Origin of the sequence: Ferrovibrio sp., assembly GCF_964218355.1 — a bacterium.
In the GTDB taxonomy this organism is placed as follows: domain Bacteria; phylum Pseudomonadota; class Alphaproteobacteria; order Ferrovibrionales; family Ferrovibrionaceae; genus Ferrovibrio.
Genome location: NZ_CAXPMC010000020.1, coordinates 146,019 through 170,759 on the forward strand (window position 1 = coordinate 146,019; position 24,741 = coordinate 170,759).

Below are 24,741 nucleotides of genomic sequence, written 5' to 3' on the forward strand. Positions count from 1 at the left end.
CGCGTCTGGATCACGGGTGCGTGTGATGCCGGTTGATAAGTCTCTGTTCCGGCTCTAGTTCGCCTGCCAGCCATGTGGTTCTGCGGGTTGCCGCGCCGGCCGCATTGCCGCAATCTGCCCATCCGCCAAACCGGAGTCCCGCAAGATGATCGATCTCTATTACTGGCCCACCCCGAACGGCCACAAGATCACGCTGTTTCTCGAGGAAACCAACACCCCCTACACGATCAAGCCCGTCAACATCTCGAAGGGCGAGCAGTTCGAGCCCGGCTTCCTGAAGATCGCGCCCAACAACCGCATGCCGGCCATCGTCGACCACCAGCCGGCCGATGGTGGCGCGCCGATCAGCATCTTCGAGTCCGGCGCCATCCTGCTGTATCTGGCCGACAAGTACAAAAAGCACATCCCGCAGGATCTGCGCGGCCGCGTCGCCTGCACCGAATGGGTGATGTGGCAGATGGGCGGCCTCGGCCCCATGTGCGGCCAGAACCATCATTTCAGCCAGTATGCGCCCGAGAAGATTCCCTACGCCATCGACCGCTATGTCAACGAGACCAACCGGCTCTACGGCGTGCTGAACAAGCGGCTGCAGGACCGGGCCTTCATCTGCGGCGACGACTACACCATCGCCGACATGATGAGCTATCCCTGGATCGTGCCGCATGAGCGGCAGGGCCAGAAGCTGGAAGACTTCCCGCATCTCAAGCGCTGGTTCCAGGCGATCTGGGACCGCCCGGCCACCAAGATCGCCTACGAGAAGGGCAAGGCCATCAACCAGGGCGTTCCCACCGTCACCGAGGAAGCCCGCAAGGTGCTGTTCGGCCAGACCGCCGGCGTGGTGAAGGCGTAATCTTTGCTGCCGTCATCCCCGCGCAGGCGGGGACCCAGACTGCCAGGACTGGGTTCCCGCCTGCGCGGGAACGACGAAGCTTTTTTCCGAGTACCCGACCCTGACGCCATAACAATCCCATAACAATCAAGGACACCCGCACCGTGATCGATTTCTATACCTGGGGCACGCCGAACGGCCGCAAGGTCGCCATCATGCTGGAAGAGACCGGCGTGAAATATCAGGTCTTCCCGGTCAACATCACCAAGAACGAGCAGTTCGCGCCGGATTTCCTGGCGGTGAACCCGAACAACAAGATTCCCGCCATCGTCGATCACGAACCGCCGGCGGCCTATGGCAGCAAGCCTTACGCGGTGATCGAGTCCGGCGCCATCCTGCTGTACCTGGCCGAGAAGACCGGACAGTTCCTGCCGAAGGATGCCGCCGCGCGCATGCAGGCGATGCAGTGGCTGATGTGGCAGATGGGCGGCTTCGGTCCGATGCTGGGCCAGACCCATCATTTCGTGCGGTTCGCCAAGGAGAAGGTTCCCTACGCCATCGACCGCTTCAAGACCGAGACGGCGCGGCTCTACAAGGTGCTCGACAGCCATCTGGCGAAGAACGACTATCTCGCCGGCAGGGAATATTCGATTGCCGACATGGCGACGCAGCCCTGGGCGGCGCGGCATGAATGGCATGAAATCGACCTCGCGGCCTATCCCCATGTGAAGCGCTGGTACGACGCCATCATGGCGCGGCCGGCGGTGCAGCGCGCCTTCGAGATACCGTGAGCTGGCGATGACCGAGGCCATTCTCGAAAACCCGTCGGTGCGCCGGGTGCGCGAGGCCCTGCTGGCCCGCGGGGCGGGGGAGCGGGTGATCGTGCTGTCGGACTCCGCCCGCACCGCGGCGCAGGCGGCCGAGGCGCTGGGCTGCCCGGTCGGCGCCATTGTCAAGTCGCTGGTATTCGCGGCGGAAGGCCGCGCGGTGATGGCGCTGGTGGCCGGCGACCGCCAATGCGACGTCGCGGCGCTGGGCCGGGCGCTCGGGCTGGCGGCGGCGCCGAAGCGGGCCGATGCCGATCTGGTGCGCGCGGCCACCGGCTTCGCCATCGGCGGGGTGGCGCCGCTGGGCCATCCGGGCCCGCTGCCGATCGCCATCGACGACAGCCTCGCGCGGTTCGACCGCCTGCATGCCGCGGCCGGGCATCCACATGCGGTTTTCCCCCTCAGTTACAGCGAGTTGCTGGACTGGACCGGGGCCCCGGCGGCCGCCATCGCGGCCGGTCCATGAAGACCGGGGATGAACATTGACAGGCCACCCCCGGGCCCTTAGAAGAAGCCCGGCATACGCCGTGTTAATACCCACTCGCGTGCGGAGGGGTGGCCGAGTGGCTGAAGGCGGCGGTTTGCTAAACCGTTATACACTGTCAAGGTGTATCGTGGGTTCGAATCCCATCCCCTCCGCCACTTCCCCTGTTTCCGTTTCCGTCGCGACCAGCATCGCCCCGCCGTTTCAGTCTCCGGCCCCGGTTTCGAGTCCGGCAGCCGGGTCCTAGTCCGCGAGGCTTTGCCATGCTGTCCCGCCGCCATTTCCTGCAGGGTTCGGCCGCCGCTTTCGCGGCCGGCCCCGCCTTTGCCCTGTCGCCGCGGCCGGTCGGCGCGGCAACCTCGCTGACGCTGACCGCCGGCGCCATGCCGCACCGGCTGCCCGGCTGCAGCGCCGACAGTCTGCTGTGGGGCTACAACAGCACCTGGCCGCTGGAACTGCGCGTGCAGCGCGGCCGGCCCTTCGAGGCCGTGCTGAAGAATGCACTGCCCGACCACACGGCGATCCACTGGCACGGCCTGCGCATTCCCTTCGAGATGGATGGCGTGCCGTATTTCACGCAGGCGCCGGTCGAGCCGGGGCAGAGCTTCCGCTATGCCTTCAGCCCGCCCGATCCCGGCACCTTCTTTTTCCATCCCCATTGCGACACCATCACCCAGCTCGGCCGCGGCCTCGCCGGCGTGCTGGTAGTGGAAGACCCGCGCGATGCCGGCCTGTTCGATCACGACCAGGTGCTGGTGCTGAAGGACTGGCGGGTGCGCAGGGATGGCAGCTTCGAGGATTTCACCACCGATGCCGGTGCCGCCAAGGCCGGCACCTTCGGCAGCGTGCGCAGCGTCAACGGCGCGGCGCCGCCCGAGATCGTGGTGCGGCCCGGCGCGCGACTGCGGCTGCGGCTGGTGAATATCGACCTGACCCGCATCCCCATGCTGGGGCTGCGCGGTGCGGCGCAGGCGGCCATCATCGCCACCGACGGCAATGCCTGCACGCCGTTTCCGGTGGATGGCTGGCGCCTGGGGCCGGCGATGCGCGCCGATCTCGGCGTGGTGATGCCGGCGACCGAAGGCGCGGAGGTCTTCCTCGAGGATATCTGGAGCACCAAGCCGCGCCTGCTGGCAAAGCTGGTCACCCGCGGCGCGGCACTGAGGCGCGACGGCGCGCAGCCGGCCCTGCGGCTGCCCGAGGCCGAGCTGCCGGTGCCGGACCTGAAGGCGGCCACCGAACTGGACATGGCGCTGCTGGCCGGCCATGCCGATCCGAAGATGGAGGCCTGGGCGAAGGCGAACGGCGTCAGCATCGACGAACTCTGCCTGACCCGGAAGGTGTTCTGGTCGATCAACCGGCAGTCATGGCCGGGCATGGGGCCAGGGCTGAAGCCCGATCCGCTGTATGAACTGAAGGCCGGCCGCAGTTATGTGATCGAGATCTTCAACGGCACGCCGCATCTGCATCCGATGCACCTGCATGGCCATACCTTCCGGGTGGTCGCCTCGACCGAGGAGGATGTGCGGCCGCACTGGTCGGATACCGTGCTGGTGCGGCCGAAGGAGCGGGTGAAGATCGCCTTCGTGGCCGGGCTGCCGGGCGACTGGATGGTGCATTGCCACATCATCGAGCATCAGGAAACCGGCATGATGGGCTACATCCGGGTCGCCTAGATTAAGGAAGTTTAATCCGGCGTTCAGGTTGGCCAGAGCCGGGGCTTCCTATCTTGCAGGGGAACAGTGCATCCCCAGCAAGGAGGTCTTTCATGACTGTCTCCCGCTTTCCCCGCAGCAAACGCGCCATCGCTGCCATCCTGCTCGCCAGCACGGTGCTGGCCGGCGGCGGTGGTTTCCTCGCCGTCCGCGCGGTGGCCGCTAACGATGCCAATCCGCCTGTCAGCGTGCCGCCGGCCGTGCAGCATGCCGGTTTTGCCGATCTGGTCGCCCGCGTGAAGCCCGCCGTGGTGAACATCGCCACCACCGAGAAGGTCGAGAAGGCCGATGCGCCGCAGATGCCGGGCTTTCCGCCGGGCTCGCCCTTCGAGGAGTTCTTCCGCCAGTTCATGGAACAGCAGCAGCGCAAGCGCGGGCCGCAGCATGCACTGGGCTCCGGCTTCATCATCGATCCGGCCGGCTGGATCGTCACCAACAACCATGTGATCGACAAGGCCAGCAAGATCGTCATCACCCTGGAAGACGGCACCAGCCATCCAGCCGAGGTGAAGGGGCGGGATGCCAAGACCGACCTCGCGCTGCTGAAGATCGATCCGAAGCAGGATCTGCCCTATCTGGCCTTCGGCGATTCTGATGCCGCCCGCATCGGCGACTGGGTGATCGCGGTGGGCAACCCCTTCGGGCTGGGCGGCAGCGTCACGGCGGGCATTCTCTCGGCCCGCGGCCGCGACCTGAATAACGGCCCCTATGACAACTTCCTGCAGGTCGACGCGCCGATCAATCCGGGCAATTCCGGTGGCCCGCTGTTCGACCAGTCGGGCCGCGTGATCGGCATCGACTCCGCCATCTACACGCCCAATGGCGGCAATGTCGGTATCGGCTTCGCCATCCCGTCCAATCTGGCGAAGACGGTGATCGCTCAGCTGAAGGAAAACGGCAGGGTCGAGCGCGGCTGGCTCGGCGTGCAGATGCAGCCGATGACCGAGACGCTGGCGAAGGCACTGGGGCGGAAGGACAGCGACGGCGTCATCATCAACGCGGTGGTGCCGGATTCGCCAGCGCAGGCTGCCGGCCTGCAGCAGGGCGACGTGATCATGGCCATCAACGGCACCGGGATCAGGCAGCCGCGTGACCTGGCGCTGGCGGTGGCCAACATTCCGGCGGGCGGCAGGGCCGAACTGCAGGTCTGGCGCGATGGCAGGGAGAAGGAGATTCGCGTCACCATCGGCAGCCAGCCCGATGACGAGGTGGCCGCAGCCGGCAATCCGGCGGCGGAAGGCAGGGTCGGCATGGCGCTGGCCGCGCTGACCCCGCAGGTGCGCCAGCAATACGGTCTCGATGACCAGACCCGCGGCGTGATCGTCGCCGATGTCCAGGCCGACAGCCATGCCGCCGAGAGCGGCGTGCGGCCCGGCGACGTGATCGTCAAGGTCTCCGGCAGCAGCGTCACCACCCCGGGCGAGGTCTCGGCCCGGATCGGCGAGGCGCGCAAGGCCCGCAAGGATGCCGTGCCGCTGCTGGTGCTGCGCCATGGCACCACCTACTACCTGGCGCTGGAGATCGCGTGAGCCGGGTGGCTGCATTTCCGGCCGGGACGGCCCGGGGCGGCATTGACCGCCCCGGTTCCGGCCGGGACAATGCGGTCATGAAAATCCTGCTGGTCGAGGATAATGCGCGGGTCTCGCAGTTCGTCCGCAAGGGCCTGGAGGAGGCCGGGCATGTTCTCGACCATGCCGAGACCGGCGATGACGGCCTGTTCCTTGCCACCACCGAGCGCTACGATGCCGTGATCCTCGATCGCATGCTGCCCGGGGATGCGGATGGGCTGGCAATCCTCGAGGCCATGCGCAAGGCCGGCAACCAGACCCCCGTGCTGATCCTCAGCGCGCTGGCTGATGTCGACGAGCGTATCCGCGGCCTCAGGGCCGGCGGCGACGATTACCTGACCAAGCCCTTCGCCTTCGGCGAGCTGGAGGCGCGGCTGCATGTGCTGCTGCGGCGCAGCCAGGTCGCGGCACCGCAGACGACGCTTAGCGTTGCCGACCTCACCATGGACCTGCTGTCGCGCCGGGTGACCCGGGCCGGGCAGACGATCCAGCTGCAGCCGCGCGAATTCAAACTGCTGGAATACCTGATGCGGCATGCCGACCAGGTGGTGACCCGCACCATGCTGCTGGAGAATGTCTGGAACTACCATTTCGATCCGCAGACCAATGTGATCGACGTGCATATCAGCAACCTGCGCCAGAAGATCGATGCCGGATTCACGCCGGCGCTGCTGCGCACGGTGCGCGGCGCCGGCTATATGCTGACGGCCGAATGACCCGGCTCTGGCGCTCGACCTCGGTTCGCCTCGCACTGGCCTATGCGCTGCTGCTGGTCGTGTCGTCGCTGACCTTGCTGGGGCTGGTCTGGTGGAACACCGTCGGCTATCTCGACCGCGAGATCGATGCGGTGATCGCTGCCGACATCCGGGCGATCGGCGACCGGCTGCAGGATTTCGGACTTGCCGGCGCGGTGCAGACCGTGCAGGAACGGGTGGACGCCAATTCCGACAAAAAGGCGATCTACCTGCTGGCCGATCCCTTCCTGAAGCCGCTGGCGGGGAATGTCGATGCCTGGCCGCTGAAGATCGATCGCCGCCTGGGCTGGCATGAGGTTGCACTGGTCTACGAGGGCCAGATGCATGCCACCCGGCTGCTACATGTGGCGCTGCCGGGCAATTTCCAGCTGATCGTCGGCCGCGACGTCCAGGACCGTGCCGCCATGCAGGCGATGGTGCTGCGCAGTGGCATCTGGGCGGCCGCGCTGGCGCTGCTGCTGGCGGTGGCGGGCGGCCTGCTGGTGCGGCGCTTCGTGCTGCGCCGGATCGAGACGATCAACCGGACCACCGCCGCCATCGTGGCCGGCGATCTCGGCCGGCGCATCCCGGTGCGCGGTGCCGGCGACGAGTTCGACCAGCTGGCCGCCACCATCAACGGCATGCTGGAGCAGATCCAGCAGCTGATCGAGGGTGTGCGCAATGTCTCGAATGCGATCGCCCATGACCTGCGCACCCCCCTGGCCGAATTGCGGGCGCGGCTGGAAGACATCCTGCGCCGGCCGCCGGATCGTGCCCTCGCCCTCGACAGTCTCGGCGAGGCGGTGGCCGATATCGACCGCCTGATCGGCGTGTTCAATGCGCTGCTGCGGCTGGCCGAGATCGATTCCGGACTGCGCCGGGCCGGTTTCGGCAAGGTGCAGCTGGCGCCGCTGGCGGCCGACCTCGCGGAGCTTTACGAGCCGGCGGCGGCCGAGAAGGGGGTGCGCCTGTCGCTGGAGACCATGTCAGGCCTCGACGTCAGCGGCGATCCCTTCCTGCTGGCCCAGGCCGTGGGCAATCTGCTCGACAACGCCGTCAAATACACCCCGGCCGGCGGCCATGTCCGGCTGGCCAGCGGGCGGGATGAAGCCGGCCGGCCGCAGATCACGGTTGCCGACAGCGGGCCCGGCATCCCCGAGGCCGAGCGCGGACGGGTCATCGAACGTTTCTATCGCGGCGATGCCGCACGCGGGCAGGGCGGAGTCGGGCTCGGGCTCAGCCTCGTGCAGGCGGTGGCCCGGCTGCATGGCGGCAGCCTTGCGCTTGCCGACAATGCCCCCGGCCTGCGGGCAGTGCTGACCCTGCCGGCGATGCCGGATTCTGGTACACTCGACCGCAACGACAGACCGGGCCGGATGGCAGACGCATGAATCACGATCACCATGACCATGACCATGACCATGACCACGATCATGAGGGCGGCACCGTGCTGTCCGATGTCGAACTGCGGGTGCGGGCGCTGGAAAGCGTGCTGGTCGAGAAGGGCTATGTCGATCCGGCCGCGCTGGACGTCCTGATCGAGACCTACGAGACGAAAGTCGGTCCCCATAACGGCGCCCATGTGGTGGCGAAGGCCTGGAGCGATCCGGCCTATCGCGACTGGCTGCTGAAAGATGCCACCGCGGCGATCCGGTCGCTGGGCTATATCGGCCGTCAGGGCGAGCATATGGTGGCGGTCGAAAATACCGCGGGCATCCACAACATGGTCGTCTGCACCCTCTGCTCCTGCTATCCGTGGCCGGTGCTGGGCCTGCCACCGGTCTGGTACAAGTCGGCACCCTACCGGTCACGGGCGGTGATGGACCCGCGCGGGGTGCTGCAGGATTTCGGCGTCATCCTGCCGGCGGACAAACAGATTCGCGTATGGGATTCCACCGCCGAGATCCGCTATCTGGTGCTGCCCGAGCGGCCCGCCGGTACCGAAGGCTGGAGCGCGGCGCGGCTGGCGACACTGGTCACCCGCGACAGCATGATCGGAACCGGGCTGGCACGAAGCCCGGCAGAGCCGGAGGGCGCACAGTGAACGGCGCGGCCGATATGGGCGGCATGATGGGCTTCGGCCCGGTCACACCCGAGCCGGAACACGAACGCTTCCATGGCGACTGGGAAAGGCGCGTGCTGGCGCTGACCCTGGCCATGGGCGCGACCGGCCAGTGGAATATCGACCAGTCACGCGCCGCCCGCGAAAGCCTGCCGCCACCGGAGTATCTGGCGAAGAGCTATTACGAGATCTGGCTGGCCGGACTGGAAAAGCTGATGGCCGAACGCGGGCTGGTGCTGCCGGAGGAAATCGCGGCAGGGCACATGACGGTGCCGCCGAAAGCCCTGCCGCGCATCCTGACTGCGGATGCGGTACCCGCTGTGCTGGCGAAGGGTGGCCCCACCGAGCGGCCGGCCGCCGCGCCGGCGCGTTACGCGGTGGGGGATCGCGTGCGGGCAAGGAACATGCATCCGCAGGGCCATACGCGGCTGCCGCGCTATGTGCGCGGCCATGTCGGCACCGTCGAACTGGTGCATGGGACGCATGTTTTTCCGGACAGCTCCGCGCTGGGGCAGGGCGAACAGCCGCAATGGCTGTATACCGTGCGCTTCGAGGGCCGTGAGCTGTGGGGCGGGCAGGGCGATCCGGTGCTGGCTGTCTCCGTGGATGCCTGGGAGAGCTATCTGGAGCCGGCATGACCGACCTCGCCAGCCTGCTGCCCGATCTGCCCTGCGACGAGACCGCCGCGCCGGTTTTCCGCGCCCCCTGGGAGGCGCAGGCCTTCGCCATGGCTGTGGCGCTGCATCAGCAGGGCCTGTTCACCTGGCCGGAATGGGCGGCGGCCCTGACCGCCGAAATCCGCCGCGCGCAGGCGGCCGGCGATCCGGATACCGGCGAGACCTATTACCGTCACTGGCTGGCCGCGCTGGAACGGCTGGCGGTCGAGAAGGGCGCTGCCAGCGCGGCCCAGCTGCAGGACCGGGCCGAGGCCTGGGACCGTGCGGCGCGGGCGACCCCGCATGGGCAGCCGGTCATGCTGGACTAGGCCGGTCAGGCTTCCGGCGCCGGGGGCAGGGGCGGCAGTGGCCGTCTTGCGATCTCGTCGGCTTCCTTCGGCGCCATCCCCAGCCCGCGCAGGATCGTGGCCGAGACGGCCGGGATATGCGCCCGGCCGGTGCGGCCGGTCAGCAGGCTGTTGATGCCGGCAAAGTTGGTGCCGGTGATCATGTCAATCGCGGCCGCCGTACTGGCAATGGCAAAGCGCTTCTGTTTCACGCCCAGCGTCAGGTCGGCCAGGATGTAGGGCTCGACCTGTTCCGCCCAGATCGGCGAGAACACCGCCACAGAGATCATGAACCGGGCCAGTTCCGGCTGCGCCAGGGCCATCGTCATGTAGTGCCGGCCGCCGATCGACATGCGCTCGGCACCATCCGGAATATGGGCAGCGCTGGCCTTGATCCGCTCGCAATAGTCGACACCGACCCAGATTGCGGCCGCCTCCATGATCTCTTCCTTGCTCTGGAAGTAGTTGTAGAAGGTGCCGTTGGCGACGCCGGCAGTGGCGGCGATCTCCTGGATGCTGGCAGCTTCTATCCCCTTGCCGGCAAAGACCTTGACGCCGGCCTGCAGCAGCCGCCGACGGGTCCGGTCGCGTTTTGACGGCGGCAGGGTCTTTTCCGGGGAGGCGGTCTTTCGGGTTGACAAAGTGAGAATCCTCTCATAAATGAGATATCTCTCAAATTGAGATAAATCTCAATTGCCATTGTAGCAAATGCAGACAGGAGAAAAAGGGCCATGGACGGCATGTCTCTCGGCTATCTGGTATTCGAGGTCTCCAGGCCGGATGCCTGGCGCGATTTTGCGGTCGGGATGCTCGGGTGCCGGGATGCGGAGGCCGGAGGCGGGGAAGCCCATGCTTTGCGGGTGGATGATGCAGCCTACCGGCTGCTGCTGCGGTCGGGGCCGGCCGACGACCTTGCCGTGCTCGGCTGGGAGTGCATCGGCCTCACCGAACTGCGGGACCTCGAGGCCAGGCTGCGGGCAGCCGGTGTGGCGGTCGCGCCGTTTGACGATGCCGACCTCGCGGCCCGCGCGGTGCGGGCCGGCCTGCGTTTCCGTGACCCGGCAGGGCTGGTCAACGAAGCAGTCGTCGGCCTGCCCCGTACGGCGACAGTCTTTGCATCGGAAGTGATGCCCGGCGGTTTCTGCACCGGAGAGTTCGGGCTTGGCCATGCCGTCCTTGCGGTTGGCCGCCGGCTGCCCGAGATCGAAGCATTCTATACCGGCATGCTGGGGCTGAATCTGACCGAGCGGATCGATACCAGGATCGGGCCGATCAAGGTCAACGGAGCCTTCCTGCACTGCAACCGCCGCCATCATTCCCTGGCGCTGATCGCCGTACCGGGACGCAAGCGGCTGCTGCATTTCATGCTGCAGGCAAACCAGTTGCGTGATGTCTGCCGGGCCTATGACCGCTGCCGCACGGCCGGCATACCGATCAGCCTCGATCTGGGCCAGCATCCGGATCCCGATGGCACGGTCTCCTTCTATGCGTCGACGCCATCTGGGTTTGATTTCGAGATCGGCGCTGGCAGCGGTGCGATTGATCCCGACAGCCATGTGACCGAGATCAAGACGCGCACCAGTGACTGGGGGCACAAGCCCAGCCTGCGCATGCAACTGCGCGGTGCCATGGACCTGCTTGCCGACAAGCTGGGCCGCCGGGCTGCATGATCTGACGAACAGACGAGACAAAAATGCACAAGGGTTTCAGAATTGCCATCTGGACGATGGCTGTTGTCGTCGTGCTTGCCGGCGGTGTGGTGCTGTATGCCCAGCTGGCCAGCGAGCACAAGCTGCAGCGCCGGATCGAGGTCGCAATGGCTCCGGTAGCACTGCCCGATACCGCGGCAGCACTTGAGCGAGGCCGATACCTGTATGAAACGCGAGGGTGCACGGACTGCCACGGCCGTGACGGTGCAGGGCGGGTGTTTATCGATGAGGATAACGGCTTCCGCATCAAGGGGCCCAATCTGACATCTGGCCGCGGCAGTCCGACAGCCGCATACCGCATCGAAGACTGGGTCCGGGCGATCCGTCACGGCGTGAAGCCGGATGGCAGGCCGCTGATCATCATGCCAAGCGAAGATTACAACCGGCTGAGCGATGACGATCTCGGTGCGATGATTGCACATATCCGTGCCTTGCCTCCGGCGGAGGGAGATCGGCGCGACATCCGGCTGCCTCTGCCGGTGCGGCTGGCTTATGCCATCGGGATCGTGCGGGATGCTGCCGAGAAGATCGACCACAGCCTGCCGCCGGCGGCACCGGTCACACAGGACGACAGCGCAGTCTACGGGGCTTATGTGGCGCAGATGTGCCAGGGATGTCACGGCGAGAACCTGCAGGGCGGCAGGATTCCCGGTGCGCCACCGGACTGGCCGCCGGCGGCCGACCTGCGCCCCGGTGGAACGCTGGACCGCTATCCCACGGCCGACAGCTTCATCGCCATGATGCATAGCGGCAAGCGGCCGGACGGCAGCACGATTCAGGTAATGCCGTTCGAATCGCTCAGCGGCATGGATGCGACGGAGGTTGCGGCGCTGTATGCCTATCTGAATACCCTGCCGAAGGCCGGCCGCTAGGCATAGCGGTTGCCGGGGTCGGGCTCGATGCCCGGCCCCGGTGCCTCCGCAACCGGGCGCGTCAGCCCAGCGCGGCCTGCACGGCCCGCCTGGCGATCACGCCGACCAGATGGGCGCGGTATTCGGCCGAGGCGTGGATGTCGTTGTTCATGTCGCCGGCCGCGGTCTTGATGCCCTTCAGCGCATCCGGCGAGAAGGACTTGGCCAAGGCCGCCTCCATCTCCTTGTGGCGGAACACGCAGGGGCCGGCCCCGTTGATGGCGACGCGGATGCCGCCGGCCGTTTCGGCCACGAAGGCGCCGACCATCACATAGCGCGAGGCCGGGTTCGGGAATTTCACGTAGCCGGCCCGTTTCGGCACCGGGAATTCCACCTTGGTGATGATCTCACCGTCTTCCAGCGCGGTCTCGAACATGCCGGTGAAGAAGGCGTCGGCGGCAATCTTGCGCTTGTTGGTGTGCACGGTGGCGCCGAGGCCGAGCACCGCGCCTGGATAGTCGGCCGCCGGGTCGTTGTTGGCCAGCGAGCCGCCCATGGTGCCCATGTTGCGCACCTGCGGATCGCCGATGCCGCCGGCCAGATGCGCCAAAGCCGGGATGGCTTTCTTCACCTCGGCCGAGGCGGCGACCGCGGCATGGCGGGTGGCGGCGCCGATGGTGACGCTGCCGCCGGACACCGCAATGCCGTTCAGATCGGCAATGCCGGTGACGTCGACGAGGTCGGAGGGTGCGGCCAGCCGCTGTTTCAGGGTCGGCAGCAGGGTCTGGCCGCCGGCAACGAACTTGCCGTCTTCGGCGCCGTCCAGCAGCTTGGCGGCGTCGGCCAGCGACGTCGGGCGATGATAGTTGAACGCATACATGGGGCAGTCTCCGGGGCTATTCGGCGGCGTCGGCCAGCTTGTGGCGCTGCATCACGTTCCAGACCTTCAGCGGCGTGGCCGGCATGGTGATGTCTTCAGTACCGAGGGCATCGGTGATGGCATTCATCAGCGCCGCCGGCGCGGCAATCGCGCCGGCTTCGCCGCAGCCCTTCACGCCCAGCGGGTTATGCGGGCAGGGGGTCTCGATCATGCCCACCTTGTAGGAGGGCAGGTTGTCGGCCCGCGGCATGCAGTAATCGAGGAAGGAGGCGGTCAGCAGCTGGCCGCTTTCCTGGTCGTAGACCACGCCTTCCAGCAACGCCTGGCCGACGCCCTGGGCGATGCCGCCATGGACCTGGCCCTCGACGATCATCGGGTTGATCACCTTGCCGAAATCATCGACCGCGACCCAGTTGACCACGGTGGTCACACCGGTATCGGCATCGATCTCGACCTCGGCGACATGCGTGCCGGCCGGGAAGGTGAAATTGGCCGGATCGTAGAAGGCACTGGCCTCCAGGCCCGGTTCGAGATCGGCCGGGTAATTGTGCGGCACATAGGCTGTGAAGGCGACCTGGGCCATCGGCACCTGCTTGTCGGTGCCCTTGACCGAGAAGTTGCCGCCTTCGAAGACGACATCGTCAACCGATGCTTCCATCAGATGGGCGGCGATCTTCTTGCCCTTCTCGATGATCTTGTCGGCTGCCCGCACAATGGCGGAGCCGCCCACGGCCAGCGAGCGTGAGCCATAGGTGCCCATGCCCATGGGTACGAGGGCAGTGTCGCCGTGCACGACTTCGATGCTCTCCAGCGGCACGCCAAGCTTGTCGGAGACCACCTGGGCGAAGGTGGTCTCGTGGCCCTGGCCGTGGCTGTGTGAGCCGGTGTAGACGAACACCGTGCCGGTGGCGTTGAAACGGATCTGGGCCGACTCCCACAGGCCGACACCGGCACCGAGCGAGCCGACCACCGCCGAGGGCGCGATGCCGCAGGCCTCGATATAGGCGCAGAAGCCGATGCCGCGCAGCTTGCCCTTCTTGGCGGCGTCCGCCTTGCGTTTCGGGAAGCCGGCGTAATCGGCCATCTTGCAGGCCTCGTCGATGGCCTTCGCGTACTGACCGGAGTCATAGACGCAGGCGACCGGCGTCTGGTACGGGAAGGCATCCGGCGGTACGAAATTCTTCTTGCGCAGTTCGACCGGGTCCATCTTCAGTTCCCGCGCCGCCGCCTCGACGATGCGTTCGACCACATAGGTGGCTTCCGGCCGGCCGGCGCCGCGATAGGCATCCACCGGCGTGGTGTTGGTGAAGACGGCCTTGACCTCGGCATAGACCGCCGGAGTCGTATACTGTCCGGCCAGCAGCAGAGCATAGAGATAGGTGGGCACCGCCGAGGCAAAGGTCGACAGATAGGCGCCCATGTTGGCCCTGGTATCGACGCGCAGGCCGAGGAATTTTCCATCCTTCGACAGGGCCAGTTCGGCATGGGTGACGTGGTCGCGGCCATGGGCGTCGGTCAGGAAGGCCTCGGTGCGGTCCGAGGTCCATTTCACGGCCTTTTTCAGCTTGCGGGCCGCCCAGATGCAGACCGTCTCTTCGGCATAGTTGAAGATTTTGGAACCGAAGCCGCCACCGACATCCGGGGCGATGACACGCACCTTGTTTTCCGGCAGGCCGAAGACGAAGGCGCAGAGGATCAGCCGCAGCACATGCGGATTCTGCGACGTGCTGTAGACCGTGGTGGTATCGGTGCCGGCATCGTATTCGGCGATGGCGCTGCGCGGTTCCATCGGGTTGGGCGCCAGGCGATTGTTGAGAAGTTCGATCTTCGTGACGTGATCGGCCTTGGCAAAGGCAGCCTCGGTGGCGGCCTTGTCGCCGAACTCCCAGTCGTAGCAGAGATTGCCGGGCGCATCGGGATGCACCTGCGGCGCACCGGGTTTCAGCGCCGTGACCACGTCGACCACCGGCTTCAGAACGTCGTAATCGACCTCGATGGCCTCGACGGCGTCATGGGCATGGGCAAGGGTGTCGGCGATCACCACCGCGACCTGGTCGCCGACATGGCGGACATGGTCGATGGCAATGATGTCGTGGCGCGGCGCCTTGTGCGGTTCGCCCTTCTTGTCCTTGACGGTCCAGCCGCAGATCAGGCCGCCGATCTTGTCGGCGGCGACATCCTTGCCGGTATAGACGGCGACCACGCCAGGCATTTTTGCCGCGGCGGCGGTGTCGATCTTCTTGATTTTCGCAAACGCATGCGGCGAGCGCAGAAAGGCGGCGTATAACTGGCCGGGGCGGTTGATGTCGTCGGTGTAATGGCCCTGACCGGTGATGAAGCGGAAATCTTCCTTACGACGGACGGATTGACCGATGCCCTGGTTTGTCATGACGTCACCCCCGCATTGCCTGTGCCCCGGCCATCACGGCCTTGACGATGTTGTGATAGCCGGTGCAGCGGCAGATATTGCCTTCCAGCTCGTGGCGGACCGTTTCCTCGCTCGGGTTCGGGTGGCGCTGCACCAGATCGACCGCGCTCATGATCATGCCCGGCGTGCAGAAACCGCATTGCAGGGCGTGATGCTCGCGGAAGGCTTCCTGCATCGGATGCAGCTTGCCGTCGGCAGCAAGGCCTTCGATGGTGGTGACCTTGGCACCCTGGGCCTGCGCGGCCAGCATGGTGCAGGACTTGATGCTGCGGCCATCCACATGCACGACGCAGGCGCCGCACTGGCTGGTGTCGCAGCCGACATGCGTGCCGGTCATGCCGAGATTTTCACGAAGAAACTGGACCAGGAGAGTGCGCGGTTCGACATCGCGCGTAACCGACTGGCCGTTGACGGTCATCGTCACGGAAATGGTCATGTATTCCTCCCTACAAAGCGCGGAGCGGGACATCTCATGCGCTTCACCCGGATGCAACTCTGGGGGAATCGCGCAACAGGCGTCAAGTTGCAAATCGGCGAAGGCGGCCGGACATGGAAATATGCGGCTCTCAGCCGCGCAGCACCAGGATGGTCACGGCACCGACGATCACGATCAGGCCGGCGATCCACAGCCATGACGGTATCCCGCCGGTTACCGTGGCCGGTTGCGCCGCAGCAGCCGGGGGCGCCGCTGTGGCGGGCGCCTCCGCTACTGCGCCGGCTGCGGCCTCTTGCGGTGCAGCAGCCGGCGGGCCGGCAACGATGGTGTTGAATTTGGAAAAGAACTCCTCGGCCATCTTCGCGGCAACGCCATCGACCAGCCGCGCGCCGATCTGCGCCAGCTTGCCGCCGATCTGCGCCTTCACGGCATAGGTCAGGCGCGTGCCGCCGGGTGCATCGGCCAGTTTCACCTCGGCGCTGCCCTTGCCGAAGCCGGCGGCAACACCGCCCTGGGCCTCGCCGGTGATGGTGCAGCCATTCGGCGGATCAAGGTCGGTCAGCGATACCTTGCCCTTGAACTTCGCCTTCACCGGGCCAACCTTGACCTGGACGGTTGCCTCGAAATCGGTATCCGAGGTCTTGGTGACGGTTTCGGCGCCGGTGATGCACTGGCGCAGGATTTCGGGGTCGTTGATGGCAGCCCAGACCTTGTCGCGGGGGGCGGGGATGAGCTGTTCGCCGGTCAGTTCCATGAAAAATACTCCGGAAATTCGCCGCCAGATGATTCACGGCCTGTTAACTTTAGCGATCTAGCGTGGGCAGAGCCAGTTTCAGGTTCTATATTCAGGCGATGAACAGCGTGAGGTGACGGCGGCGATGGTTCCCGCGACGCGGTCCGGTATCGATGTCAGCTTCTGGTTCCTCGAACGCGCCGCGTCCGAGCGCATCGCCATGTCCCTGCCCAAGCTGCGCTGGCTGCTGTACCTCGCCCAGGCGCATTATGCGATCCTGCGCGAGGGCGCTAAGCTGATGCCGGCGACGTTCCTGGTCGGCGAGGACGGACCGGTCGAGCCGACCCTGGACCTCGTATTCCAGGCGGGCATCGAAAACCCCTGGACCCCGGTGATGAGCGACACCGCGGAAGCCTTCCTGGAAGGTTTCTGGAAGCGGTTCGGCGCCCTGCCGGCGATTGCGCTGCACAAGCTGGTGATCGGCGATCCGGCCTGGAAGAAGGCGCAGGAGAGCGGCCCGGGCAGCGAGATCCATGTCGAACTGCACCGCGTGGCGCCGGCCCGGCCCGCCACCGTGCAGCGCGCCCCGATGCTGCCGAATGTCCGCGAGCAGGGACCGGTCGATCTGCCGCCCTTCGAGGAGGCCCTGAAGGCCAAGATCGCATCCCATGCCGGCGAGGCTGCGCACCCCCTGACCCGGGCGATGCGCGGCCAGCCGATCAAGAGCCCGAACAAGACCGCCTCGGTCGCCGAAGCGGTCGGCCATCTGCGGGCCGCTCCGCCGGAGACCCAGGAGGTGCGGTTCACTGCCGACGGACGCTCGGTCACGCGCTGGCGGCCGAAGCGCCGGGTCGATGGGCCGACCCTCTGATCGATGCCTGACCATCTTGCCGGCAGGTGGTCCAGTTTATCCGACATTGCCCGGTAAGCCTTGGACAGCCCTTTAGAATCGTTTTGCAGCGTTTTCAAAAGGTGCTACGCTCAAGGCCCCAGTGCGGCAATATGAAGGATTAAGAGAGTGGATCAAGGGGGCTTCGGCGACGCGGAAATCGTCAAGATTTCTGGCAAGGTCAAGTGGTTTAACGCGGTCAAAGGTTTTGGTTTCGTCAGTCCCGACGACAATTCCGGTGACGTGTTCCTGCATCTCTCCTGCCTGCGGCAGGCCGGCTACGAAAGCATCGAGGAAGGCACCACGGTCATGCTCGAGGTCGCGAAGCGGCCGAAGGGCATGCAGGCCGTTCGTGTACTGTCAGTTGACACCAGCACGGCAGCGCCGTCCGGGCGGGGGCCGGGTGGCGGCATGGGCGCACCGCGTCCGCCGCGCCAGCCGCGTTTCGGTGGCGGGGATCGTTTCGGGGGGGACCGGGGCGGTTTCGGCGACCGGGGTGGCTTCGGTGACCGCGGGGGATTTGGCGGCGGCTTCGGCGGCGACCGGGGTCCGCGCTTCCCGGCCGTGGTTGCCCAGGGCGATTTCTTCGAGGCCAAGGTCAAGTGGTTCAATGCCGTGAAGGGCTATGGCTTTGTTTCGCGCGGCGATGGTGACCAGGACATCTTCGTCCATATGGAAGTGCTGCGCCGCGAGGGCATCCAGGAACTGCAGCCGGGCCAGACCGTGCGGGTGCGCATCGGCCAGGGCCCGAAGGGTCCGCAGGTCGCGGAGATCCGGGTCGACTGATCCGGCGTCGCCGCCGGGATACAATCGGACGCCGGCCTGGAAACAGGCCGGCGTTTTTCATGCATGGTTGTCCGCAGGACTATTTCAGCTCCACGGCATAGTCCGCGACCGGCAGCGCCTTCGGGATCAGGCCCTGCTTGGCGAGATAGCCGGCGAAGCGGGCATAGCGGTGGCTGTCGAGCGCACGCGGCGACGGCGCGAAGCGCGGCAGCGTGTCTTTCCATGCGCGGCGGTTCAGGTCGTCGTCGAGCGCCTTGTTGTCCTTCACGAAGGCGGCCCAGCTTTCTGCAGGCCGGTTGTGCAGCATGGCCACGGCTTCTTCCAGTGCATCCAGCAGGCGCGGCAGGCGCGGATCCTGCAGTCGGCCGCTCTGCGCCACGAGGATCAGTTCGTCATAGAGCGGCACCCCGTATTCCTCGGGATAGAAGGCGCGCCCTGGCTTGCCGGCAATGTCCATCTGGTTCAGCTCGAAATTCCGGAAGGCACCGATGGTGGCATCGACCTTGCCGGCGAAGATCGACGGCGACAGGGCGAAATTGACATTCACCAGCGTCACGTCGGACAGATTCAGCCCATACTGTTCCAGCATGCTGCGCAGCAGCGCATCCTCGAAACCGCCAACCGAATAGCCGATCTTGCGGCCCTTGAGATCGGCAATGGATTTGACGGGACCATCACGCAGCACCACGAGGGAATTCAGCGGTGTGGCAACCAGCGTGCCGATGCGGCGCAACGGCAGGCCCTGGGCCACCTGCACATGCAGCTGTGGCTGGTACGAGACCGCCACGTCGGCCTTGCCGGCGGCAACAAGCTTGGGCGGGTCGTTGGGATCGGCCGGCGCGACGAGGTCGACCAGCAGTTCGTGCCGGTCGAAGATTCCGGCCTGCTGGGCCACCACCAGCGGTGCATGGTCGGGGTTGACGAACCAGTCCAGCAGGATGGTCAGCTTGTCGTGGGCGCTGGCCGCTGGCGGCAGCAGCAGGGCGGCGGCGAGCAGGGCGGCGGTCAGGCGATGCATTGGCATGATCCTCGGTGTCAGTTCGGTCCGGAAAGGGTGTGGCTGTCGGGCTGCCAGGACAGCAGGCGGCGGGACAGCCGGTCGACAAGGCCATAGAGCGCGACGGCACAGAGGGCCAGCACGACCAGTGCGGCAAACATCAGGTCGGTCTGCACACGGGCATTGGCCTGCAGCATCAGGAAGCCGAGGCCGGCGCTGGCACCGACCCATTCGCCGATCACCGCGCCGATCGGTGCGACCGCGGCGGCAACCTTGAGGCCGCTTGCCAGGGCCGGCAGTGCGGCCGGCAGGCGTATCTGCAGCAGAATGCGGAAACGGTGCCGCGGATCGTCGCCGGTCATGATGCGGGCAAGATCCAGCCAGCCGCTGTCCGTGCGCCGCAGTCCGTCATACAGCGTCATGGCGACGGGAAAGAAGATGATCAGCATGGCCATGACGATCTTCGAGGCCATGCCATACCCGAACCACAGCACCAGCAGCGGTGCCAGCGCGAAGACCGGCACCGCCTGGCTGGCGACCAGCAGCGGCAGCAGCCAGCGCCGGGCTGTACCCGAGGCCAGCAGGGCCAGGGCGGCCGATGCGCCGAGCAGCGCGCCGAACAGCAGGCCCAGCAGCATTTCCGCAACCGTGACGGCGGCCTGCGCCGCCAGCAGGTCGGCCCGGCCGGCCAGCGCCAGCCCCACCCGTGACGGCGGCGGCAGGATATAGGGGGGCAGCGCCAGCAGGTGCACAGCCGCCTCCCACAGCAGCAGCAGCCCGGCCAGGGTCAGCAGGGGGCGGGCCAGCAGGGGGCGGGGCAGGCGCATCAGGCCATCTCCATGCCGCTGCCGGCCTGCAGGGCGGCATGAACCTGCCGCAGGGCCGGCAGCAGCGCGGAGGACCGCACGTCGCGCGGCACCGGCTGGGGCAGCCGCAGGATCTCGCGCAGTCGGGCCGGACGGCCATCCAGCAGGAGAATGCGGTGGGCGATCCGGCAGGCCTCGGCCGGATCATGGGTCACCAGCACGACGGCCCGGCCGGCCAGCTGGCTGCAGGCGAGATCCTGCATCGCCTCGCGGGTGACCGCGTCCAGCGCCGAAAACGGCTCGTCCATCAGAACCAGCGGCCGGTTCTCCAGCAGCGTGCGGGCCAGGGCGACGCGCTGGCGCATGCCGCCGGACAGCGTGGCCGGGCGACTGCCGCCATGGGCGGCAAGGCCAAGCCGGGCCAGCAGGGCATCCGCCTCTGCCTGCGCCGGGCTTTCCCCACGCAGCCGGGAGCCGAGCAGGATATTCTGGCGCACGGTCAGCCAGGGCAGCAGCAGGTCCTGCTGGGCCATCCAGGCGGTCTGCGCGGTCAGGGAAGGGCCCGTACAGCCGGGCAGCAGGCCGGCCAGCAGCTTCAGCAGAGTGCTCTTGCCGCCGCCGCTGGGACCGAGGATGGCCACGATCTCGCCGGGTTGCAGGTCGAGCGTGAAAGCGTCCAGCACCGGAAGGCCGTCATAGGCGAAACCGGGGCAGCGGATGGAAAAGACGGGGGGCCGGAGTGACAAGCCGCTGATCCCTACGCCGGCATGACCCGGACAGGTTCGAGGGGTCGTCCGGCCAGTTCCGGACCTCTCAGCCGCCCATCGGCTCCCCCTCAGAGGCAGGGCTATTATAGGGGCTGAGGAATACTTGTTAAGTGCCACGGGACGACTAGATTTTCCGCCATGTCATCGCCCCCCCTGCTGCTTGGCAACGAGATTTACCGGCATTCCACGCTGGGCGGTAAACACCCGCTCTCGATTCCGCGGGTTTCCACCATGCTGGACCTGGTGGGTGCGCTGGGCTGGCTCGCGCCCGGCCAGTATGCCGAGAGCCGCCCGGCGCGGCCCGAGGAGCTGACGCGTTTCCATGTTCCGGATTATGTGGCGGCCGTGCAGGCGGCCGAACGGAGCCTGACGGTCAGCCCGGAGGATTCCCTGCGCTACAATCTCGGGCGTGGCGGCAACCCGGTCTACGCCAGCATGTTCCGCCGGCCGGCCACCGGGGTCGGCGGCAGCCTGATGGCGGCGGCGCTGCTGCTGGCGGAGGGCAGGATTATTCACAGTCCGGGTGGCGGCACGCATCACGGGCGGCCGGACCGGGCTTCCGGCTTCTGCTATTTCAACGATCCGGTGCTGGCGATCCTGCATCTGCTGGATGGCGGTCTCTCCCGCGTGGCCTATGTCGATCTCGATGTCCACCATGGCGATGGCGTTGCCGATGCCTTTGCCGGTGACGACCGCGTGCTGGTGGTGTCGGTGCACGAGGCCGGGCGCTGGCCGCATACCGGACTGGCCGACGAGGAGGGCATCGGCAACCTGTTCAACTACCCGGTTCCGCCGGGCATGAATGACAGCGAGATGGATGCACTGGTGGAAGGAGCCATCGGTCCGCTGGTCGAAAGCTTCCGCCCCGATGCGCTGGTGCTGCAATGCGGTGCCGATGCGCTGGCCGACGATCCGCTGGCAAAACAGGAATTGTCGAATCTGGCGCTGTGGCGGGCCGTGCGGGCGCTGAAGGGACTGTCGCCGCGCCTGTTGGTGCTGGGCGGCGGCGGCTATAATCCGTGGTCGGTGGCGCGTTGCTGGACCGGTATCTGGGCGGTGCTGAACGGCATCGGGATTCCGGACCGGCTGCCGGCACCGGCTGAGGCCCTGCTGCGCGGCCTGAACTGGAGCCGGGCCGCCGGTCGCAATCCGCCGGAGCACTGGTTCACCAGTCTGGCCGATACCGGACGTGACGGTCCCGTACGCGATGCGGTGCGGGCATTGGTTGGCCGCACGCGGGAAAGGATGAGGACATAGGAGATGATGGATTTTGTCGGGATGATGCGGCGCGGCCTGCTGGTGCTGATGCTGGTCTGCGGCGCGGCCCTGCCGGTTTCCGCCCAGCCGCAGCCGACCCTGCCGCAGAGCGATCTGGTGATCGAGACGTCAAAGGGGCCACAAAAATTCCGCGTCGAACTGGCCGATACCGACGCGACCCGGTCGCGTGGCATGATGGGGCGGCGCAGCATGCCGCCGGATGCCGGAATGCTGTTCGATTTCGGCCAGGAACTGCCGGCAACCTTCTGGATGAAAAACACCCTCATCCCGCTGGACATGCTGTTCATCCGGGCAGATGGCACGATCCTTAACATCCACCAGCGGGCGATCCCCCATGACGAGACCGGCATCAGCTCCGCCGGCCCGGTACGCGGCGTGCTGGAACTGAATGGCGGCACCGCATCCCGGCTGGGCATCCGGCCCGGCGACCGGGTACGGCATGCGATCTTCGGGAGCAGCACCGCCACGAAGCGGTAATCCGCGGTTTTCCGGGGCTGGCCTGCCGGTGCCGCTTCATGATAAACAGGCCCCGGATTTTCCGCTCGCCGGCTGGAGGGCGGAATCCGGCACGGGGTGTAGCTCAGCCTGGTAGAGCGCCAGCTTTGGGAGCTGGATGTCGGAGGTTCGAATCCTCTCGCCCCGACCAGGGATTTACGGCAGTCAGGACAGCAGTCAGGGACAACGGCGGCAGGCAGGGCAGCATGAAGGCGCGGATCTATCAACCGACCAAGACGGCGATGCAGTCGGGCAAGGCCCAGACCCGTAAATGGCGGCTCGAATACGATGCCGCCGGTACCCGCTTCGTCGAGCCGCTGATGGGCTGGACGGGGGCCCGCAGCACCCTGAGCCAGCTGGTCCTGTCCTTCGACAGCCGTGAGGCCGCGGAAGCCTATGCCAAGAAGCACGGCATCCCCTACGAGGTGGAAATGCCGCAGCCGCGCAAGGTGATCCGCAAGGCTTACGCCGACAACTTCGCGTTTACCAGAATTCGCTAAGCCTGCATCATGGCGGGGTGCCGCGGCGCGGCCGGCCTCGCTGGCAGCGGTGGCAGAATTTGCTCCGGGGTGCCCTTAGCTCAGTTGGATAGAGCAGCCGCCTTCTAAGCGGCAGGTCGGTGGTTCGAATCCACCAGGGCACGCCACTCAGCTGCATCAGCGCGGCCGGGCGCAGCCCAGCACCGTCTGCACCCCGGTCTCGTCACCGAAGGGCAGCAGCAGGCGCTGGTACCGGAACATCATCATCCGCTCGATGGCACCGATCCGGCGGTAATGCGGCACCCGCTGCCGGATCACCCGGTCATAGGCAGGCTGCGCATAGCGCCGGTACAGGAAATGCTGCTCATCGACACAGCGGCCGACAACATCCATGCCAAGGCGGGCCGATAATGCCGCACCGACGAAGGAATAGCGCAGACGCGGTTTCGGCGGCTCGACATGCACGATGAACAGATGCCTCTCGACCGGGCCGCCGCTGCGGAGGTCCCAGTGGTTCAGGAATGCGTGCGGGGGCATCGCGTTCTGGCCGCGAGCCCGGTCCCAGATGTCGAACAGGGCCCGCATTTCCGGTGAGGCGTCATCCTGGAAAGCCTGCCCTTCGGCAGAGCGCAGCCAGGTCCGGCTTTTGTAGCTGCGGTCGCGCAGCAGCGCGCCGACGATTTTTTCCTGCAGCTGCTCGGGCGAGACCGGTTTCGCAAGATAGCCGCCCAAACCAGCCTCCTGGCCCCGCCTGACGGCCTCTTCAGCTGTGTCCCACGTGACCAGAATAAAGGTCAGTCCGGGCTGGTGCATCTGCAGTTGCCGGAACAGGGCAAGGCCGTCCATGTCCGGCAGATGCAGTTCGGACAGGACGAGATCGAGTGGCCCGCTGCAGGCCTGCTGCAGGTCTGCGGCCTCCTGCGCTGACGCCGCGAACAGCAGATTGCGCACGCCAAGCTCCAGCAGAAACAGGCGCAGCAGATGCCGCGCATGGCTGTCGCTGTCCACAAGCAGGACGGTGAGGTCGCGGGGCAGTGTATCGGGGAGGGGCTTCATGTGGGCAGGCGGCGCTGGCCAAGTCTGGAACGGGTATTATACGCCAGCGCGAAGGCCGTGGATGATGCGCGCCTTTCCTTTCCATAATGCTTTGGATAATAATGGAAAACACTATTATGGCCGGTCCTGGATGCGGGACGGCCGACAAGGCCAGGTGGAGGATTCCCGGATATGACGACCAACAAGGTGGCGCTGGTGACCGGCGCCGGCAGTGGTATTGGCAAGGCTTCGGCACTGGCGCTGGCCAGGGCTGGCTACAATGTCGTGCTCGCCGGGCGCCGGCTCGAGCCGCTGGACACCGCCGCGCGTGAAGCCGAGAAGCACGGCGTGCGGGCGCTGGCGGTTTCAACCGATGTCGGCGATCCGGCCTCCGTCCGGTCGCTGTTCGCGAAGACGCGGCAGGCCTTCGGCCGGCTTGATGTCCTGTTCAACAATGCCGGCATGGGCACCCCGGCGATGCCGTTCGAGGATATTTCCTACGAGCAGTGGAAAGCCGTGGTCGATGCGAACCTGACCGGCATGTTCCTGTGCAGCCAGGAAGCCTTCCGCATCATGAAGGACCAGACACCGCGCGGCGGCCGCATCATCAACAACGGATCGATCTCGGCCTATGCGCCGCGGCCTTTCTCGGCGCCCTATACCTCCACCAAACATGCCGTCAGCGGCCTTACCAAAGCCTGCTCGCTGGATGGCCGCGCCTATGACATTGCCGTCGGCCAGATCGATATCGGCAATGCCGCGACCGAGATGACCGACCGGATGGCGAAGGGCGTGCTGCAGCCGGATGGTTCGACGCGCGTCGAACCCCGCATGGATGTGCAGCATGTGGCCGATGCCGTGGTGCAGATGGCGGGCCTGCCGCTGGAAACCAACATCCTGTTCATGACGGTGATGGCCACCAAGATGCCGTTTGTCGGCCGCGGCTGAGG

At 66.5% G+C, this 24,741-nt stretch carries 27 protein-coding genes, 3 tRNA genes and 1 riboswitch; of the genes, 21 read left to right on the forward strand and 9 right to left on the reverse strand.

Features of this window, described 5'->3' with window-relative positions:
- The first annotated feature begins 145 nt into the window (after nucleotides 1-145).
- The 11 genes from ACEQZY_RS14810 to ACEQZY_RS14860 all read left to right on the forward strand — a co-directional run bounded on the left by ACEQZY_RS14810 (nucleotide 146) and on the right by ACEQZY_RS14860 (nucleotide 9,204).
- Nucleotides 146-850, forward strand: coding sequence for a glutathione binding-like protein (locus tag ACEQZY_RS14810; RefSeq protein ID WP_341705655.1), 705 nt, complete (start codon nucleotides 146-148; stop codon nucleotides 848-850).
- A gap of 143 nt (nucleotides 851-993) precedes the next feature.
- Complete coding sequence (locus ACEQZY_RS14815; protein ID WP_370155488.1) at nucleotides 994-1,620, forward strand: glutathione binding-like protein; 627 nt, start codon at nucleotides 994-996, stop codon at nucleotides 1,618-1,620.
- Nucleotides 1,621-1,627: 7 nt separating this feature from the next.
- Nucleotides 1,628-2,122, forward strand: coding sequence for a YbaK/EbsC family protein (locus ACEQZY_RS14820; protein ID WP_370155490.1), 495 nt, complete (start codon nucleotides 1,628-1,630; stop codon nucleotides 2,120-2,122).
- Nucleotides 2,123-2,205: 83 nt separating this feature from the next.
- Nucleotides 2,206-2,298 (forward strand) — tRNA-Ser (locus ACEQZY_RS14825).
- Between the two features lie 105 nt (nucleotides 2,299-2,403).
- Complete coding sequence (locus tag ACEQZY_RS14830) at nucleotides 2,404-3,816, forward strand: multicopper oxidase family protein (RefSeq protein WP_370155492.1); 1,413 nt, start codon at nucleotides 2,404-2,406, stop codon at nucleotides 3,814-3,816.
- A gap of 92 nt (nucleotides 3,817-3,908) precedes the next feature.
- Nucleotides 3,909-5,384, forward strand: coding sequence for a DegQ family serine endoprotease (locus ACEQZY_RS14835; RefSeq protein ID WP_370155494.1), 1,476 nt, complete (start codon nucleotides 3,909-3,911; stop codon nucleotides 5,382-5,384).
- A gap of 77 nt (nucleotides 5,385-5,461) precedes the next feature.
- A complete protein-coding gene (locus tag ACEQZY_RS14840) occupies nucleotides 5,462-6,139 on the forward strand; it encodes a winged helix-turn-helix domain-containing protein (protein ID WP_370155497.1) in 678 nt (225 codons plus the stop codon).
- On the forward strand, nucleotides 6,136-7,548 hold the full coding sequence (locus tag ACEQZY_RS14845) for a sensor histidine kinase (protein ID WP_370155500.1): 1,413 nt from the start codon (nucleotides 6,136-6,138) through the stop codon (nucleotides 7,546-7,548). Before ACEQZY_RS14840 ends, ACEQZY_RS14845 begins: the two co-directional genes overlap by 4 nt.
- Nucleotides 7,545-8,201, forward strand: a complete 657-nt coding sequence (gene nthA / locus ACEQZY_RS14850; RefSeq protein ID WP_370155502.1) for a nitrile hydratase subunit alpha — start codon at nucleotides 7,545-7,547, stop codon at nucleotides 8,199-8,201. The genes ACEQZY_RS14845 and nthA overlap by 4 nt, the downstream gene beginning before the upstream one ends.
- The gene (nthB, locus tag ACEQZY_RS14855; protein ID WP_370155504.1) at nucleotides 8,198-8,857 is read left to right on the forward strand and encodes a nitrile hydratase subunit beta; all 660 of its coding nucleotides are present in this window, start codon (nucleotides 8,198-8,200) and stop codon (nucleotides 8,855-8,857) included. The genes nthA and nthB overlap by 4 nt, the downstream gene beginning before the upstream one ends.
- Nucleotides 8,854-9,204 (forward strand): nitrile hydratase accessory protein, encoded by a 351-nt coding sequence (locus ACEQZY_RS14860; RefSeq protein WP_370155507.1) that lies wholly within the window; start codon nucleotides 8,854-8,856, stop codon nucleotides 9,202-9,204. Before nthB ends, ACEQZY_RS14860 begins: the two co-directional genes overlap by 4 nt.
- A 5-nt stretch (nucleotides 9,205-9,209) precedes the next feature.
- Here ACEQZY_RS14860 and ACEQZY_RS14865 read toward each other — a convergent pair whose 3' ends face one another.
- The gene (locus ACEQZY_RS14865; RefSeq protein WP_370155509.1) at nucleotides 9,210-9,863 is read right to left on the reverse strand and encodes a TetR/AcrR family transcriptional regulator; all 654 of its coding nucleotides are present in this window, start codon (nucleotides 9,861-9,863) and stop codon (nucleotides 9,210-9,212) included.
- A gap of 90 nt (nucleotides 9,864-9,953) precedes the next feature.
- Here ACEQZY_RS14865 and ACEQZY_RS14870 point away from each other — a divergent pair, with 90 nt between their 5' ends.
- Entirely contained in the window at nucleotides 9,954-10,892 is a 939-nt protein-coding gene (locus ACEQZY_RS14870; RefSeq protein ID WP_370155511.1) for a VOC family protein, read from the forward strand.
- A 23-nt stretch (nucleotides 10,893-10,915) separates the two neighbouring features.
- Nucleotides 10,916-11,803 carry a c-type cytochrome gene (locus ACEQZY_RS14875; RefSeq protein ID WP_370155513.1) on the forward strand — a complete coding sequence of 296 codons (888 nt, stop codon included), beginning with the start codon at nucleotides 10,916-10,918 and terminating at the stop codon, nucleotides 11,801-11,803.
- 61 nt (nucleotides 11,804-11,864) lie between these two features.
- On the opposite strand, the gene ACEQZY_RS14880 is transcribed toward ACEQZY_RS14875, so the two are convergent.
- From ACEQZY_RS14880 to ACEQZY_RS14895, 4 genes are all read right to left on the reverse strand, one after another.
- Nucleotides 11,865-12,662, reverse strand: a complete 798-nt coding sequence (locus ACEQZY_RS14880; RefSeq protein WP_341702010.1) for a xanthine dehydrogenase family protein subunit M — start codon at nucleotides 12,660-12,662, stop codon at nucleotides 11,865-11,867.
- Nucleotides 12,663-12,678: 16 nt separating this feature from the next.
- The gene (locus ACEQZY_RS14885; RefSeq protein WP_341702009.1) at nucleotides 12,679-15,051 is read right to left on the reverse strand and encodes a xanthine dehydrogenase family protein molybdopterin-binding subunit; all 2,373 of its coding nucleotides are present in this window, start codon (nucleotides 15,049-15,051) and stop codon (nucleotides 12,679-12,681) included.
- Nucleotides 15,052-15,055: 4 nt separating this feature from the next.
- On the reverse strand, nucleotides 15,056-15,526 hold the full coding sequence (locus ACEQZY_RS14890; RefSeq protein ID WP_341702008.1) for a (2Fe-2S)-binding protein: 471 nt from the start codon (nucleotides 15,524-15,526) through the stop codon (nucleotides 15,056-15,058).
- A gap of 130 nt (nucleotides 15,527-15,656) precedes the next feature.
- Nucleotides 15,657-16,280 (reverse strand): carbon monoxide dehydrogenase subunit G, encoded by a 624-nt coding sequence (locus ACEQZY_RS14895; protein ID WP_341702007.1) that lies wholly within the window; start codon nucleotides 16,278-16,280, stop codon nucleotides 15,657-15,659.
- Between the two features lie 124 nt (nucleotides 16,281-16,404).
- Here ACEQZY_RS14895 and ACEQZY_RS14900 point away from each other — a divergent pair, with 124 nt between their 5' ends.
- Together ACEQZY_RS14900 and ACEQZY_RS14905 are read left to right on the forward strand one after the other, a co-directional pair.
- On the forward strand, nucleotides 16,405-17,130 hold the full coding sequence (locus ACEQZY_RS14900) for a hypothetical protein (RefSeq protein WP_341702006.1): 726 nt from the start codon (nucleotides 16,405-16,407) through the stop codon (nucleotides 17,128-17,130).
- Between the two features lie 147 nt (nucleotides 17,131-17,277).
- On the forward strand, nucleotides 17,278-17,934 hold the full coding sequence (locus tag ACEQZY_RS14905; protein WP_341702005.1) for a cold-shock protein: 657 nt from the start codon (nucleotides 17,278-17,280) through the stop codon (nucleotides 17,932-17,934).
- A gap of 79 nt (nucleotides 17,935-18,013) precedes the next feature.
- Here the strand turns inward: ACEQZY_RS14905 and ACEQZY_RS14910 are convergent, their stop codons facing one another.
- The 3 genes from ACEQZY_RS14910 to ACEQZY_RS14920 form a co-directional block, all read right to left on the reverse strand.
- On the reverse strand, nucleotides 18,014-18,952 hold the full coding sequence (locus tag ACEQZY_RS14910; protein ID WP_370155516.1) for an ABC transporter substrate-binding protein: 939 nt from the start codon (nucleotides 18,950-18,952) through the stop codon (nucleotides 18,014-18,016).
- Nucleotides 18,953-18,969: 17 nt separating this feature from the next.
- Entirely contained in the window at nucleotides 18,970-19,758 is a 789-nt protein-coding gene (locus ACEQZY_RS14915) for an ABC transporter permease (RefSeq protein ID WP_341702003.1), read from the reverse strand.
- A complete protein-coding gene (locus ACEQZY_RS14920) occupies nucleotides 19,758-20,483 on the reverse strand; it encodes an ABC transporter ATP-binding protein (RefSeq protein WP_370155519.1) in 726 nt (241 codons plus the stop codon). The genes ACEQZY_RS14915 and ACEQZY_RS14920 overlap by 1 nt, the downstream gene beginning before the upstream one ends.
- Nucleotides 20,475-20,582, reverse strand: a riboswitch (TPP riboswitch). Its footprint overlaps the gene before it by 9 nt.
- A gap of 60 nt (nucleotides 20,583-20,642) precedes the next feature.
- Here ACEQZY_RS14920 and ACEQZY_RS14925 point away from each other — a divergent pair.
- From ACEQZY_RS14925 to ACEQZY_RS14945, 5 genes are all read left to right on the forward strand, one after another.
- Nucleotides 20,643-21,761 carry an acetoin utilization protein AcuC gene (locus ACEQZY_RS14925; protein WP_370155522.1) on the forward strand — a complete coding sequence of 373 codons (1,119 nt, stop codon included), beginning with the start codon at nucleotides 20,643-20,645 and terminating at the stop codon, nucleotides 21,759-21,761.
- Between the two features lie 3 nt (nucleotides 21,762-21,764).
- On the forward strand, nucleotides 21,765-22,259 hold the full coding sequence (locus ACEQZY_RS14930) for a DUF192 domain-containing protein (protein ID WP_370155525.1): 495 nt from the start codon (nucleotides 21,765-21,767) through the stop codon (nucleotides 22,257-22,259).
- A gap of 92 nt (nucleotides 22,260-22,351) precedes the next feature.
- Nucleotides 22,352-22,428: transfer RNA gene (locus tag ACEQZY_RS14935), tRNA-Pro, on the forward strand.
- A 55-nt stretch (nucleotides 22,429-22,483) separates the two neighbouring features.
- Nucleotides 22,484-22,777: an ETC complex I subunit gene (locus tag ACEQZY_RS14940; protein WP_341701999.1), complete on the forward strand. Its 294-nt coding sequence runs from the start codon at nucleotides 22,484-22,486 to the stop codon at nucleotides 22,775-22,777.
- Between the two features lie 69 nt (nucleotides 22,778-22,846).
- Nucleotides 22,847-22,923: transfer RNA gene (locus tag ACEQZY_RS14945), tRNA-Arg, on the forward strand.
- 10 nt (nucleotides 22,924-22,933) lie between these two features.
- On the opposite strand, the gene ACEQZY_RS14950 is transcribed toward ACEQZY_RS14945, so the two are convergent.
- Nucleotides 22,934-23,812 (reverse strand): response regulator, encoded by an 879-nt coding sequence (locus tag ACEQZY_RS14950; protein ID WP_341701998.1) that lies wholly within the window; start codon nucleotides 23,810-23,812, stop codon nucleotides 22,934-22,936.
- Between the two features lie 171 nt (nucleotides 23,813-23,983).
- Between ACEQZY_RS14950 and ACEQZY_RS14955 the strand changes: the two genes are divergently transcribed.
- Nucleotides 23,984-24,739 carry an SDR family oxidoreductase gene (locus ACEQZY_RS14955; RefSeq protein WP_341701997.1) on the forward strand — a complete coding sequence of 252 codons (756 nt, stop codon included), beginning with the start codon at nucleotides 23,984-23,986 and terminating at the stop codon, nucleotides 24,737-24,739.
- Nucleotides 24,740-24,741 lie beyond the last annotated feature (2 nt).

Coding starts and splice junctions, on each gene's coding strand:
- ACEQZY_RS14885 (WP_341702009.1), bottom strand. CDS start 15,051: ATGACAAACCAGGGCATCGGTCAATCCGTCCGTCGTAAGGAAGATTTC.
- ACEQZY_RS14845 (WP_370155500.1), top strand. CDS start 6,136: ATGACCCGGCTCTGGCGCTCGACCTCGGTTCGCCTCGCACTGGCCTAT.
- ACEQZY_RS14900 (WP_341702006.1), top strand. CDS start 16,405: ATGGTTCCCGCGACGCGGTCCGGTATCGATGTCAGCTTCTGGTTCCTC.
- ACEQZY_RS14875 (WP_370155513.1), top strand. CDS start 10,916: ATGCACAAGGGTTTCAGAATTGCCATCTGGACGATGGCTGTTGTCGTC.
- ACEQZY_RS14940 (WP_341701999.1), top strand. CDS start 22,484: ATGAAGGCGCGGATCTATCAACCGACCAAGACGGCGATGCAGTCGGGC.
- ACEQZY_RS14840 (WP_370155497.1), top strand. CDS start 5,462: ATGAAAATCCTGCTGGTCGAGGATAATGCGCGGGTCTCGCAGTTCGTC.
- ACEQZY_RS14890 (WP_341702008.1), bottom strand. CDS start 15,526: ATGACCATTTCCGTGACGATGACCGTCAACGGCCAGTCGGTTACGCGC.
- ACEQZY_RS14860 (WP_370155507.1), top strand. CDS start 8,854: ATGACCGACCTCGCCAGCCTGCTGCCCGATCTGCCCTGCGACGAGACC.
- ACEQZY_RS14955 (WP_341701997.1), top strand. CDS start 23,984: ATGACGACCAACAAGGTGGCGCTGGTGACCGGCGCCGGCAGTGGTATT.
- ACEQZY_RS14915 (WP_341702003.1), bottom strand. CDS start 19,758: ATGCGCCTGCCCCGCCCCCTGCTGGCCCGCCCCCTGCTGACCCTGGCC.
- ACEQZY_RS14880 (WP_341702010.1), bottom strand. CDS start 12,662: ATGTATGCGTTCAACTATCATCGCCCGACGTCGCTGGCCGACGCCGCC.
- ACEQZY_RS14810 (WP_341705655.1), top strand. CDS start 146: ATGATCGATCTCTATTACTGGCCCACCCCGAACGGCCACAAGATCACG.
- ACEQZY_RS14950 (WP_341701998.1), bottom strand. CDS start 23,812: ATGAAGCCCCTCCCCGATACACTGCCCCGCGACCTCACCGTCCTGCTT.
- ACEQZY_RS14895 (WP_341702007.1), bottom strand. CDS start 16,280: ATGGAACTGACCGGCGAACAGCTCATCCCCGCCCCCCGCGACAAGGTC.
- ACEQZY_RS14820 (WP_370155490.1), top strand. CDS start 1,628: ATGACCGAGGCCATTCTCGAAAACCCGTCGGTGCGCCGGGTGCGCGAG.
- ACEQZY_RS14925 (WP_370155522.1), top strand. CDS start 20,643: ATGTCATCGCCCCCCCTGCTGCTTGGCAACGAGATTTACCGGCATTCC.
- nthA (WP_370155502.1), top strand. CDS start 7,545: ATGAATCACGATCACCATGACCATGACCATGACCATGACCACGATCAT.
- ACEQZY_RS14830 (WP_370155492.1), top strand. CDS start 2,404: ATGCTGTCCCGCCGCCATTTCCTGCAGGGTTCGGCCGCCGCTTTCGCG.
- ACEQZY_RS14910 (WP_370155516.1), bottom strand. CDS start 18,952: ATGCATCGCCTGACCGCCGCCCTGCTCGCCGCCGCCCTGCTGCTGCCG.
- ACEQZY_RS14930 (WP_370155525.1), top strand. CDS start 21,765: ATGATGGATTTTGTCGGGATGATGCGGCGCGGCCTGCTGGTGCTGATG.
- ACEQZY_RS14870 (WP_370155511.1), top strand. CDS start 9,954: ATGGACGGCATGTCTCTCGGCTATCTGGTATTCGAGGTCTCCAGGCCG.
- ACEQZY_RS14835 (WP_370155494.1), top strand. CDS start 3,909: ATGACTGTCTCCCGCTTTCCCCGCAGCAAACGCGCCATCGCTGCCATC.